The organism is Bacillus sp. DNRA2, assembly GCF_012843265.1.
In the GTDB taxonomy this organism is placed as follows: Bacteria; Bacillota; Bacilli; order Bacillales; family Cytobacillaceae; genus Bacillus_BU.
In genome coordinates, this window is record NZ_JABAIT010000034.1 from 1 (window position 1) to 13,401 (window position 13,401).

Below are 13,401 nucleotides of genomic sequence, written 5' to 3' on the forward strand. Positions count from 1 at the left end.
CTTTTTGTAATGGAACAATGCGCCAGGCGAGAAAAGACCCAAGTGAATAACCTTCACTTGGGTCGTGGGTATTAAGTCGCGTTAGCGATTTTGTTCTTATCTATTTTAATTTTGGCAACAACTTATGTGCCTAATTATCATTTACCTCTTGTTGTACCAAGGTTGGGGTTGTTTTATGATTAATTTGTAAGTATAAAATTTAAATTATGGCAACATCATAAGCGGAGAAGATTAGGAAAATACTTCTTCTACGGAGTGAGGCTATGTATATTTCTGCAAGAGAAAGGCAAATACTCGAAATCTTGTTATCAGAGGAAAATGAACTAACGGTTAAGGATTTGGCGGACAAAATTGGTGTAAGTGTACGAACGATTCATCGTGATTTAAAAAATGTTGAAGATATTTTAGAAGAATATCAACTTACACTACAAAAGAAGTCTGGCGTCGGTGTGGCCATTAGCGGTGATAAAAGCAGGGTACGAGAATTAGAGCTATTATTATTTAATATCAGCCATAATGAGTACACTGCCGAGGAGCGGCTTACAATCATTTTGTGTGCCTTACTTGAAGCAGATGGACCAGTAAAGCTTGTTGCGCTTGCAAATGATTTAAATGTGACGATCGCTACCGTTAGCAGCGATTTAACCAGACTAGAGGAAAAGCTTCAGTCATTTGGTCTCACTTTAATTCGGAGAAGAGGCTATGGAGTCGAATTAGAAGGCTCAGAGGGTGCCAAACGAAGAGCGATGAGCAATATTATTTCTGAGCATCTAGATGAATCAGAGATTCTTTCGCTCGCAAGGGAAAACATCCAAAAACGCTCGACGCAGCAAATTGATACGATTTCTGAACGACTTCTTGGTCTCGTCGAAAAGAACAAACTTATGATTGTTGAAAGGGTATTTGAATCCATCATTCAAAAGCTACCATTTTCGATGGCGGATAGCGCCTACATTGGACTAATCGTTCACTTAGCGCTGGCTGTTGAACGGATTCAAAAAGGGGAAAGCATCAAGATTGATGCCTCCTATTTAGAGAGTGAGCGCTTAACAAAAGAATATCAATTTGCTCAAAAAATTGTTGCGGAGCTGGAAAAGGTATTTCGGATTGAGATACCCGAAGCAGAAATTGGTTACATCACCATGCATTTAAAAGGGGCGAAAATGCGCCACGATAAGGAATACGCCATTGAAGATTCCAACTTGCATGTAGCGATGAAAACGAAGCAATTGATTCAAAATGTTGGACGTCGCTTAGGTAGAGATTTATCTGCAAATGTTTCATTATTTGAAGGCTTGGTCATGCATTTAAAACCGGCATTGTTTAGAATAGCACAAAATATGGGGATTTCTAATCCTCTCTTGGAGCGGGTTAAGCGCGATTATCAAGACTTATTTTTAATAGTAAAAGCAGCGGTAACTGAGGTGCTACCTGAGTATCAAGTTCCTGATGAGGAAACTGGTTATCTTGTGATGCACTTTGGCGCGGTGGTCTTTGCCAATAGAGACCAATTGCAAATGAACACCTTGGTGATATGTTCAAGTGGCATTGGTACTTCGAAGATGCTTGTCACCAGATTAAAAAAGGAATTTCCGCAGCTTAAGGAAGTCCAGAGTGCATCAGCACTTGAATTAAAAAACATTAACATTAACGATTATCCATTAATTATTTCGACAATCCCATTAGCCGATTTTGACCGTGATTATCTAATTGTCTCACCGTTTCTATCCAAGGATGAAATTGCGAAGCTTCATGCGTTTATAAAGGAGCGTACCTATAAGCTAGTGATGGAACAAAGGCATCATCCGGAGTTAACGAAAACTGTAACCTATAAACCTCTGGCAGCTTTCGTAAAAGAGATGACAAGGATAAAAGAATATGCAGGCGTTATCGCAGCAATCTTACAAGGGTTTAAGGTTGTCCCTATCACTGGGTCTACCTCTATCGTTGATATTTTATCAAAAGCTTGTCAGGATTTAATGGATCAGGGAGTAGTTCGTGATAAAGCTAACGTGATCGAAGCCATTTTCGAGCGGGAAAAGCTTGGTGGACTAGGGATTCCGGAAACAACAATGGCTTTGTATCATACGAGAACAGATTCCGTTATAGCACCTTCGTTTACGATTTACTCCTTAACGGAGCCGCTTGAAGTGAGGGGAATGGATGATTCCTCAATGAAAATGAAGCAGTTAGTCTTGTTGCTTTCACCGCTTTCGGCATCGGAATGGACTTTAGAAGTACTAAGCTATTTGAGTTCATTATTAATAGAAAGTGCGGAAAGTATTGCGGTGTTCCAATCTAATCGCGAGGAGCAAATTGAAGCGTTTCTAACTGGAAGACTTGATGAATTTTTTACTGAAAAATTAACCGAAATAAGGGGCGAATAAATATGACAAACAATATTTTAGCAAAAGAAAACATTCGTTTAAATACAACAGTTGCAGGGAAGGAAGAGGCAATCCGCTTAACAGGTAGCATTCTTGTTGAGAGAGGCTATGTCGAGAGCAATTATATTGAAAAGATGTTGGAGCGCGAAGAGTTAACCTCTACTTATATGGGGAATTTCGTGGCTATTCCGCACGGTACTGAAGATTCAAAGCATTTTGTTAAGGAGTCTGGAATCTCATTTGTCCAAGTTCCGCAAGGTGTTGATTTTGGCAATGGTAATATCGTGAAGCTGTTAATCGGGATTGCTGGTAAAAACAATGAGCATTTAGACATTTTATCAAATATCGCGATTGTTTGTTCGGAAGAAGAGAATATTGACAAGCTCGTTACTGCAACTACGGCAGAAGAGATTATTGCGATTTTTGAAGGAGTGAACTAATATGCTAGCTGTCCATTTTGGTGCCGGTAATATCGGCCGTGGTTTTATTGGCAATCTGCTCTATCATTCAGGCTATGAAACATGTTTTGTTGATGTTAATAGTGAAATCGTCAACTTGCTTAATGAGAAAAGGGAATATCGGGTTGTGCTTGCTGATCCATCGCAGCAGGAAGTTACCGTGAAAAATGTCCGGGCCATTAATAGTGCTGCGCATCCGGAGCAAGTTGTCGAAGCAATCGCGAATGCTGATTTAGTGACAACAGCGATTGGTCCAAACATTTTGCCGTTGATTGCTGGCTTAGTGGCAGAGGGTTTACGTAAACGTCTTGAACATAATGATCGACCGCTTAATGTGATTGCATGTGAAAATATGATCGGTGGAAGTTCATTGTTAAAGGAAAAGGTGTATGAAAAATTAACCGAAGCGGAGAAGGTGTTATTTGATGAGCGCTTTGGCTTTCCTGATTCAGCGGTTGACCGCATCGTTCCTAATCAGGTGAACGAAGATAAATTGATGGTAAAGGTTGAGCCATTTTATGAATGGGTGGTTGAAGAAACGAAGCTTGTCGGTGAAACTCCTGAAATCGCTGGAATTACTTATGTTCCTGAGTTAGTTCCATACATTGAACGGAAATTATTTACGGTTAATACAGGACATGCTCTAGCGGCGTATTTTGGATATGTCTATGGCATTAACACGATTAACGAAGCAATGGAGAAGTCAGAAATCACTGAGTTAGTGAAAGGTGCCTTAACTGAGAGCGGTGATTTCTTAGTAAAAAAATACGAGTTTGATGCCGAGAAGCATCGTCAATACATTGACAAGATTATCGGCCGTTTTGCTAATCCGTTTATTACGGATGAAGTAACCCGGGTGGGGCGCTCGCCAATTCGCAAGCTTGGACCAAATGATCGGCTTGTAAGTCCGGCTCGTCAATACTTCGAGCTAATGGGAGCTGAGCCAACTCATTTACTAAAAGGAATTGCTGCAGCTCTTATGTATGATTTCCAAGGTGATGAGGAAGCTGTCCAAGTGCAAACGTTGATTAGGGAGCAAGGCCTCGAGGCTGCTGTTAGTGAATTGACTAAACTTGAGCCAGCGTCACCGCTATTTAATGGGGTCATTGTGCAATACGAAACATTAAAAGCAACTAAATAATTCAAAAAAACGACCTTTTTAACTCCATGCAAATTGCGGTTAGAAAGGTCGTTTTAGTATAAAATGAAACTAAATCTACAATGTTTCGGAGGCGAGTGTCGTGGTTAATGAAAATGCGGTGCAAAAAATCGATTGGAAAAAGGAACTCAAGTCTCTCTACAATCCACCAAAACAAAATGGGCTGATTGATGTTCCGCCAATGAATTACTTGATGATTGATGGCCAGGGGAATCCTAATACATCTCCGGACTTTCAAGCTTCGATAGAAGCATTGTTCTCTGTTTCTTATACAGTGAAATTTCTTTCGAAAAAAGCGGGACAGGATTATGTTGTCATGCCGCTCGAGGGATTATGGTATATGGATAATATGGCTGATTTTCTGAGTTCCTCAAAAGATGACTGGAAATGGACGGCGATGATCATGCAGCCAAGCCATATTACTAAAGAAATGATCGAGGAAGCGATTGATGCAGCTCGGAAAAAGAAAAACGCTCCTGCTTCGATTGATAAGTTACGATTTGAAACCTACGAAGAAGGTCGTTCCGTTCAGATTCTTTATGTCGGTCCGTTTGATGATGAGCATCCGACAATTGTTAAGCTCCATGAGTTCGCCGAAGCGAATGGTTATGCGCTGTCAGGAAAGCATCATGAAATTTATTTGAGTGACTTTCGTAAAGTTGACCCAAGTAAGCTGAAAACCGTAATCAGACAGCCCGTAACAGCAAAATAGCCATATTGGAATGAAAAAAATCCTCCTGATGTAGGCTCAGGAGGATTTTTTTTGTGTGTTTGGATACTTTACTACTAAAAAAGTAGTGCCATGGAGGTCATTGGAGCTATATTTTAGTGAGCCGCCCTCCAAAAGTAGCGCCAATAGAGGTCATTGGAGCTATGTTTTAGTGAGCCGACTCCCAAAGGTAGCGCCAATAGAGGTCATTGGAGCTATATTTTAGTGAGCCGCCCTCCAAAAGTAGCGCCAATAGAGGTCATTGGAGCTATATTTTAGTGAGCCGCCCCCGAAAAGTAGCGCCAATAGAGGTCATTGGAGCTATATTTTAGTGAGTCGCCCCCGAAAAGTAGCGCCAATAGAGGTCATTGGAGCTATGTTTTAGTGAGCCGACTCCCAAAAGTAGCGCCAATGGAGTTCATTGGCGCTATTTTTCCATTTATAGAAAAACAAAGTAAATGACAGCAGCAAGCACGATTCGATAAATTGCGAACGGAACGAGCTTAATTTTATTAATCAGCTTTAAGAAAAACTTAATCGAAATATACGCAAAGAAAAATGCACTGATGAAGCCGGCGATGAAAAACGGAAGAGCATCAAGCGTAAAGTATTCCAGGTTTTTCAGCAAGGAAATAAGGCTTGCTCCGGCCATAATCGGTACAGCCATGATAAAGGTGAAATCCGCTGCCGCACGGTGATTCAATCCAAGCAGTACCCCGCCTGAAATCGTCGCACCGGAGCGTGAGAAGCCTGGCCAAAGTGAAAAGCATTGAACTAAACCGATCGTAAAGGCTTGCTTATAGGTAATTTGATCAACAGAATGAACGGTAGGGCGCTTCCCGCCAAATACGTCAGCAACAATCATCAAAATAGCTCCAAGTACTAATCCAATTAACACTGTTTCTGTTGAAAATAAGTATTCATCAATATAGTCTTCGAATAAGACCCCAAGCACCCCAGCTGGAATTAACCCAACGATGACTTGCGAGAGCTTCAAACGGCTTTTTTGGCCCTTATGTTCTTGATAGCCTTGTTTATTTAACCAACGCTCTAAGCCAAGCATTTCGATAAAGCGGTCCTTGAAGAAAATCACACTAGCTAAAATCGAGCCAAGCTGAACGACCACTTTAAATGTATTGGCAACATATTTTGATTCCAAAAAATCGACTGATTTCAACCACATATCGTCGACAATAATCATGTGCCCAGTTGATGAAACTGGAGCAAACTCAGTTAATCCCTCGACGAGCCCGAGGATAATCGCTTTTAATATTGTTAGAAATTCCATAGATTCAATTATTCTCCTTTATTTTTTGAAAGGTGACTTCCTAGATAAGCATTGTCCTGTTTTTTACAACTAGTTATGATTATACCTTATCGCATGGGGGGAAAAGAACCCTTTTCCGATAAATAGATTTTACAAAAAATGAAAAATGCAAGCTGACGGTTAAGCTGCTTAAGAGCTCGAGCCAATTGCCGAACGCCTTGATCTGGACAACGAAAAAGGTGACCTAATCAGGCCACCTACGTTTGTTGAATTTTTGCTATTCGTTCTTTGGTGCTCTTCCAGAATCTTTTATTGCCTTCTTTAAGAGAATTTCTATTTGCGCGTTTACGCTGCGCAGTTCATCACTAGCCCATTTTTCGAGAGCGTCATATGTTTTCTGGTCTATTCGAAGCAAAAATTTCTTTTTTTCAGCCACACCATCACGACCTTAATAAATACTTCCTGTATTGATAATCGGCTGGTTTCCTTTCTCAGAAACAAGCGCAACCATTAAATTATTGACCATTTGCGCTTTCTTTTCCTCGTCTAACTCGACAACACCTTCACTGCTTAATTGGTCTATTGCTGATTTTACCATCGAAACAGCTCCGTCGACAATCACCTTTCTGGCAGCAAGCACGGCTTTCGCTTGTTGGCGTTGCAGCATGGAGTGGGCAATTTCACTTGAGTAGGCAAGATGCATAATCCGCGCTTCAATTATTTCTACCCCAGCTACCCGTAAACGATGTTGTAAGTCGCGCGTTAATTCGTCGCCAACTTCGTCTGAATGCTGACGCAGTGAAATTTCATAATCATTATTGAAGTTATCGTAAGGATATTGACTGGCAATATGACGTAAGCCTGTTTCACTTTGCGTGTGAACAAAACCGCGGTAATCCTCAACATCAAAGACCGCTTTCGCTGAATCGACGACTTTATAAACGACAACAGCAGCAATTTCAATTGGATTACCTTCAAGATCATTCACCTTTAATTTATCACTGTTAAAATTGAGAACACGTAATGATACGTTTTTACGTAAAGTTAACGGGACAGAGAACCAAAAGCCTTCATGTTTAATTACCCCTAAGTAGGAACCAAACAATGTGAGTACTTTCGCTTGATTAGGTTGAATGATTGTAAATCCAGTGGCTAACACGACGGCGATTAGGGCAATGATGGCAAAGCTGATGACCATCACGGGATTTTCATAAAGGACGAATTGCCTAAACAAAAAGATGGCGATAATCCCAAGCACTAACACGATTCCAACCCCGGCAAATCCATTTAATTTAAAGGCGTCTTTTTCTTTCAAACCGATCACGCTCCGTTTCAGAATGAAATTATTTTGATACTAATATGATATCACTTTAATATTAAATTGACAATGCTACTGGGAAAACCTTTACGCCCATTTTTTTTGCTATAATGGAAATAATGAATGTAATCGGTATTTATTTTTTCAGCAAAATCATCTTAAAGTTTTTCCGATTAGGAGGTGAGTGTCTTACTTGTTCAAGTAGGACCCTTCATTGGAACTTATTAACCTTTCTTTAATCGCTTTATTAATTGCATTTACAGCTTTTTTTGTGGCATCGGAATTTGCGATTGTAAAGGTGCGCACAAGCAGAATAGACCAGCTAATAGCTGAGGGAAATAAAAGTGCCCTATCCGCCAAAAAGGTTATTACACATTTGGATGAATATTTATCAGCGTGTCAATTAGGTATTACCATTACTGCGCTAGGTCTTGGCTGGCTCGGTGAACCGACGTTCGAGGTGATTTTGCACCCGGTGTTTGAAGCTTTATCTTTGAATGAATCGATTAGCCAATTATTGTCATTTGGGTTTGCGTTTGCCATCGTCACGTTTTTACACGTTGTGGTGGGCGAGCTTTCGCCGAAAACCTTTGCGATTCAAAAGGCTGAAGCTATCACCTTGGCTTTTTCGAAGCCGTTAATTTGGTTTTATAAGATTTTATTTCCATTTATCTGGGCCCTTAATTCCTCAGCTCGTTTATTTACAGGGTTGTTTGGACTTAAACCTGCCTCAGAGAATGAAGTTGCACATAGTGAAGAAGAGTTGCGCATTATTTTATCTGAAAGCTATGAGCAGGGTGAAATCAATCAGTCAGAATATAGCTATGTAAATAATATTTTTGAGTTCGATAATCGAATTGCCAAAGAAATTATGGTGCCTCGCACAGAAATCGTTGCTTTAGACAAAAGCTCCTCACTTGAAGAGATGTTCATTGTGATTAGTGAAGAAAAATTTACGCGCTACCCTGTCGTTGAAGGGGACAAGGATAATATTATCGGAATGATTAATATTAAAGAGCTATTAACGGCTAGTTTAAACGTCAATTCGGAAAATTTCCCGATTAAGTCATATATTAAGCCGGTCATTCGCGTGATTGAAACGATACCTATACATGATTTATTAGTGAAGATGCAAAAGGAACGCAATCATATGGCAATTTTACTAGATGAATATGGGGGTACAGCCGGTTTAGTTACGGTTGAGGATATATTAGAAGAGATTGTCGGTGAAATACGAGATGAGTTCGACCAGGATGAGATCCCGTTAATCAGAAAGGTTAGTGACCAACACTATTTATTTGATGCCAAAATTTTAATTGAAGACGTTAATGACCTATTAGCGACACATATTCCCGATGATGAAGTCGATACCTTGGGTGGCTGGATTTTAACGCAAAAGTATGGTGTAAAATTAAATGATACCGTTGAGTTTGAGGGGTTTGAATTTAAAGTAAAGGAATCTGATGGACAACATATTTTATATGTCGAGGTACAGAAGTTAGCTATAGAAGTTGCATTGACTGAAGAAACCGGTGAGGAATAGCCTCACCGGTTTTATTTTACCCTGTCAAATATTTGTTGTGGCTTGGTGCGAACGATAGCTGCGAAATGATAATTCCAGTTAGGATTAATAAAATCCCGAAAAATTGTCCCGTACTAAACGATTCATGTAAGATGACTAGTGCGGCGATAATTGAAGCAGGCAATTCAGCTGAGCTCACAATTGTTGTCAGCCCCGAATCTAACTTTGGTGAGCTAAACGCAAAACAGATAATCGGTAAAACAGCAAAAAAGCCTGTTATTAATGCATACTTCCATAAGCCGGTGAAAATGACCCCGCTTGTAATAAACTGAGCTGAGGTCGTCAAAATCATCAGTAATAATCCCCCAAAGGTTAAATAAGTACTACGCTGTAAGCCTGGAAGTTTTGGTGCTGCTTTACCCGTGAAAAATATAAACAATGCATAGGTCACGGCTGCTAAAAATCCGTATATGACCCCGGCAGGCTCGAGCTCTCCGATACCCTTTAGTGAAAACTGTCCAGCAAAGCCTGTTCCAATCAGTAATAAAAGAATCGCGACTAACTTTTCAGGTTTGGGCCATCGTTTTTCAGAACACGCTTCGAGTAAAATCCCAATCCATGTAAATTGAAATAAAAGAACAACCGAAACTGAAGCGGGATTTTCCTTCAAACTTAACCCGTAAAAAATCCCTGTTAAACTTAAGAAACTACCTGTTAATAATAATTGCAGGGCTTGAAGTCCCGTTAATCTTCCCCGCTGGAAAAAGGGAAACAGAATTAACAATGCTAAAAATGAAAATAAATATTGGCTGCCAGTGATTTCTTGAACGGTATAACCGGCCTCAATTGCAACCTTAACTACTGCAGTGAGAATGCCATAGCTACAGGCGCCGAAAAATATCAATAGTGCGTATTTGCTTTTTCCCATCAGTTATAACTCCTATACTAAACCTACATCAAATGCTTAATGAAGGCACTAGCAATTCCAAAATATGTGATTAGTGAAAATATATCATTCAAAGTGGTAATAAGTGGACCAGAGGCAACTGCAGGGTCAATATTTAAACGGTACAAAATTAATGGAATCACAGTTCCGGCGAGTGTACCAATGATGAGCGCCAATAACAGCGAGGAACCAACGACCACACCTAAGATTGGATTCCCCTGCCAGAAAAATGCGATAAGCGTAATCAGAATTCCGCACGTCACACCAATAATGATTCCGACCAGAAGCTCACGGAAGATTAATTTCATGACAACCACTTTATCAATATCCTTCGAAACCAAGCCTCTTACCACTACTGCTAATGATTGTGTCCCTGTATTACCGGTCATCCCAGTAATCATCGGCATAAAGAAGGACAGCGCAACAACCTTTTGGATCGTGTCTTCATAACCACTGATAATTTTTCCGGAGACAATCCCGATAAATAGTAATAAGATTAACCATGGCAATCGCCTTGATGCCGCAACAATGGCCTTCGTATCAAAATCAATTGCTTTACCAGAGGCTGACAATTTTTCAATATCCTCATTGGCTTCTTTAATGACCACATCAATGATGTCATCAACTGTTACAATTCCGAGCAGAGTATTTTCTTCATCGACGACAGGAATCGCTAAAAAATCATAGCGCTCGATCATTGTCGCAACTTCCTCTTGGTCCATCGATACAGTTACCGAAATTACCCGTTCAAACATAATATTACGAATCAGTTCATCAGGTTCGGCGATTAATAAATCACGATAGGAGACTACTCCGACGAGCTTTCGCTTATGATCAATTACATATAAATAGTTTAACGTTTCCGCATAATCTGCAAAGGCCTTCAGCTTGTCGACCGCTTCGCGAACAGAAAAATAATTGCGAATCCAAACAAAGCGGTTTGTCATCATCCGTCCCGCGGTTTCAGGAGGATAATTCATGAGATCCTGAACAGCTTTTGATTCCTCTTTTTTCATTCCAGAAAGTAATGAACGCATTTTTTCTGGTGAGAGGTCTTCAAGGAGGGAGGCTAAGTCATCATTGTCCATTTCATCAAGGACTTTGCCCTTTTTTTCAAGTCCTAATTTATTTAAAATCTCGATTTGCGTCTCTTTACTTAATTCTTGAATAACATCAGCAAGAAGGTCGATATTTAAATATAATAAAAACCGCGTTTTATGCTCTTCTGGTAATTGATCATAGATTTGAGCAATATCATACGGTTGGAGCTCTTCCACGATTGACTCAAAGCCCTGTTTGTTGCCTTCTGTGAGTGTGTTAATCATCTGAATGATAATCTGTGCTTCAGTCAAATTCATGATCATGTCTGTCACGCTCCTTGGCGCATAAAGCGCCTTCTGTCCTACCATTAATCATTATAAAGAATTTTATCAACAATATAAGATATTTTCCGCTGTTTTTGCTAAAATATATAAAGATAATATTGTGCGAAAAAATAACGAGGGGCAGTGGGGTAAGGGGCTGTCTTTTTTATGAGAAATTTTTCGGGTTGGGGGGACATAAAAATTGAAGCGAAATCATCAGGAAATTCGTGATTTAGTTTATTTCCATTTAAATGATAGCGGGCAATATGTTATTTCATATGGAGTGGAATTTGCGGAGTTTGCCCAGTCCTTACCACGTTCACTGAATCATTTATTATTATTAAAGCACCGCTTTGATGATGGTGAGTTTAATAATCATACACAGCTCGATTATGTCCCTAGGGAGTTGCTTGGGAAACTGGCTGTCGATAATGTTTATGGTTACGGCGATTTTTGCTGGATTGATTTTGAAGAAATTGACGGCCTGGATGAGTTGTCGGGAACGGAAATTGCTGAGTTGCTCTATTTAGGTCATTTAAAGCGGCATTTACGAGTCCCATTTTATAATAAATTAGGAAATAGGTATGTCTATTTATCTCATGATGACGGTTGGTTTAATAAAACGTATTATCGGCAAATCAATGATTTTTATCGGATGCTCGGTGAGGTGCTTTCGCTAAAATTGAGCGAGATGAAATTAGAAAAGACGATGATGGGCCTGAGAAAAAAGCGAACCTATCCGCCAGTTAATTTGGATATCATCTTATCGCTTACTAAATTTATGCGTGAAGGAATTGTGTTTTCGTTTAGGAATATTCAGCAAAATCGAACCCGATTCGAAATTCCCATTTGGGTTATTGGCGATTTTGACAATATGGATGATATGTTTGATGAATTTGCACAAATGAAACAGGAGAAATGTGATGCCCGGTTGATTTTTGAGAAAAAAACACGTGAATGGTCATTAGCTACACAATAGGAGGAGCGGTCGTTTGGCGATCGCTTTTTTGGTTTGCAAAGTTTTATTGGATTGAACCAAGCTCGATATTACATAAACTATAGTAATGGAAAAATGATGAACACCTTTATAGATAAAGTGGTAAAATATATAGGTATGACCTGAAAGAATGGAGGATTAAAAATGAAAACAAAATTAGGATTGTTATACGGCGGTAAATCTGCAGAACATAAAGTATCTATGCGTACGGCGATGGCAGTTATTAAAGCACTTGATTTAACTAAATTTGATATTTTTCCTATATACATAACAGAAGCGGGCCAGTGGATTAAAGGGTCCCAGCTTTTCGCTCCAGTGGAAGATGTAAATGAGTTGGCTTTTTCTGCGGTTGATGCAGACGGTGGAATGCTTTCACCACAGCTTTTTCAAGCAGAGGTTAATGGTGAGCTAGCGCCACTTGATGTGATTTTTCCATTATTGCACGGACCAAACGGTGAAGATGGTACGGTTCAAGGCTTACTAGAATTATTAAATATCCCTTATGTTGGAAATGGTGTATTAGCATCTTCAGCAGGGATGGATAAAGTAATCATGAAAAATATATTTGCTCAGGCAGGTTTAGCACAAGTAGATTATGTTTGGTTTATTCGTAGCGTTTGGGAACAATCCAAAGAGAATGCTTACGCTGTTGTTGAGGAGAAGCTTGGTTATCCTTGCTTTGTTAAGCCAGCAAACCTTGGCTCAAGTGTTGGAATTAGCAAATGTACAAACCGAGCTGAACTAGAAGCTGCCTTCTCGGAAGCATTTCAATTTGACCGGAAAATTATCATTGAACAGGGCGTTATTGCACGAGAAATTGAAATTGCTGTTTTAGGTAATGATGAACCTCAATGTTCAGTTGCTGGGGAAATTATTCCGAAAGCTGCCTTTTATGATTATGAAGCAAAATATGAAGATAACAGTACTGGTTTGATTATCCCAGCTAAAATTAGTGAGCAAGAGCATGCCGAAATGAAGGAGCTTGCGATTGGCGCATTTAAGGCACTCGATTGCTCAGGGCTAGTTCGCGCAGACTTTTTCTTAACTCAGGATGGCAAATGGCTAATCAATGAAGTAAACACCATGCCTGGTTTTACGCCAGTGAGTATGTTCCCGTTGTTGTGGAATGAAACAGGTGTCGCATATCCGCAGTTGATTGAGAAGCTGGTTGAGCTTGCGCAAGAAAGACACGCTGAAAAGCTAAGAATTCGGTTTACGATATAAGCTTGAAGCTCACATGGAGTCCTAAATGGATTAACAGGAGGTCGCTTAGC

The 13,401-nt window shown here is 39.9% G+C and carries 12 protein-coding genes; 7 read left to right on the plus strand and 5 right to left on the minus strand.

Annotated elements, in window-relative coordinates:
* Positions 1-263 precede the first annotated feature (263 nt).
* The 4 genes from HHO41_RS19885 (at position 264) to HHO41_RS19900 (ending at position 4,716) form a co-directional block, all read left to right on the plus strand.
* The gene (locus HHO41_RS19885) at positions 264-2,387 is read left to right on the plus strand and encodes a BglG family transcription antiterminator (RefSeq protein WP_169101995.1); all 2,124 of its coding nucleotides are present in this window, start codon (positions 264-266) and stop codon (positions 2,385-2,387) included.
* A gap of 2 nt (positions 2,388-2,389) precedes the next feature.
* Positions 2,390-2,827: a PTS mannitol transporter subunit IIA gene (locus HHO41_RS19890; RefSeq protein ID WP_169101997.1), complete on the plus strand. Its 438-nt coding sequence runs from the start codon at positions 2,390-2,392 to the stop codon at positions 2,825-2,827.
* A gap of 1 nt (position 2,828) precedes the next feature.
* On the plus strand, positions 2,829-3,986 hold the full coding sequence (locus tag HHO41_RS19895; RefSeq protein WP_169101999.1) for a mannitol-1-phosphate 5-dehydrogenase: 1,158 nt from the start codon (positions 2,829-2,831) through the stop codon (positions 3,984-3,986).
* Between the two features lie 100 nt (positions 3,987-4,086).
* Positions 4,087-4,716, plus strand: a complete 630-nt coding sequence (locus HHO41_RS19900; protein ID WP_348981334.1) for a GyrI-like domain-containing protein — start codon at positions 4,087-4,089, stop codon at positions 4,714-4,716.
* A gap of 436 nt (positions 4,717-5,152) precedes the next feature.
* Here HHO41_RS19900 and HHO41_RS19905 read toward each other — a convergent pair whose 3' ends face one another.
* The 3 genes from HHO41_RS19905 to HHO41_RS19915 all read right to left on the minus strand — a co-directional run bounded on the left by HHO41_RS19905 (position 5,153) and on the right by HHO41_RS19915 (position 7,295).
* Entirely contained in the window at positions 5,153-6,001 is an 849-nt protein-coding gene (locus tag HHO41_RS19905; RefSeq protein WP_169102001.1) for an undecaprenyl-diphosphate phosphatase, read from the minus strand.
* Between the two features lie 256 nt (positions 6,002-6,257).
* Positions 6,258-6,416 (minus strand): type II toxin-antitoxin system antitoxin, encoded by a 159-nt coding sequence (locus HHO41_RS19910; RefSeq protein WP_169102003.1) that lies wholly within the window; start codon positions 6,414-6,416, stop codon positions 6,258-6,260.
* A gap of 12 nt (positions 6,417-6,428) precedes the next feature.
* Positions 6,429-7,295, minus strand: a complete 867-nt coding sequence (locus HHO41_RS19915) for an SPFH domain-containing protein (RefSeq protein WP_169102005.1) — start codon at positions 7,293-7,295, stop codon at positions 6,429-6,431.
* 217 nt (positions 7,296-7,512) lie between these two features.
* On the opposite strand from HHO41_RS19915, the gene HHO41_RS19920 reads away from it, so the two are divergent.
* Positions 7,513-8,841: a hemolysin family protein gene (locus HHO41_RS19920; RefSeq protein ID WP_169102007.1), complete on the plus strand. Its 1,329-nt coding sequence runs from the start codon at positions 7,513-7,515 to the stop codon at positions 8,839-8,841.
* Positions 8,842-8,857: 16 nt separating this feature from the next.
* Here the strand turns inward: HHO41_RS19920 and HHO41_RS19925 are convergent, their stop codons facing one another.
* Together HHO41_RS19925 and mgtE are read right to left on the minus strand one after the other, a co-directional pair.
* Complete coding sequence (locus tag HHO41_RS19925) at positions 8,858-9,748, minus strand: EamA family transporter (protein ID WP_169102008.1); 891 nt, start codon at positions 9,746-9,748, stop codon at positions 8,858-8,860.
* 23 nt (positions 9,749-9,771) lie between these two features.
* On the minus strand, positions 9,772-11,130 hold the full coding sequence (gene mgtE, locus HHO41_RS19930; protein ID WP_169102010.1) for a magnesium transporter: 1,359 nt from the start codon (positions 11,128-11,130) through the stop codon (positions 9,772-9,774).
* Between the two features lie 202 nt (positions 11,131-11,332).
* Between mgtE and HHO41_RS19935 the strand changes: the two genes are divergently transcribed.
* Both HHO41_RS19935 and HHO41_RS19940 read left to right on the plus strand, forming a co-directional pair.
* Entirely contained in the window at positions 11,333-12,109 is a 777-nt protein-coding gene (locus HHO41_RS19935) for a hypothetical protein (RefSeq protein WP_169102012.1), read from the plus strand.
* Positions 12,110-12,271: 162 nt separating this feature from the next.
* Positions 12,272-13,351: a D-alanine--D-alanine ligase gene (locus HHO41_RS19940; RefSeq protein WP_169102014.1), complete on the plus strand. Its 1,080-nt coding sequence runs from the start codon at positions 12,272-12,274 to the stop codon at positions 13,349-13,351.
* The last annotated feature ends 50 nt before the right edge of the window (positions 13,352-13,401 follow it).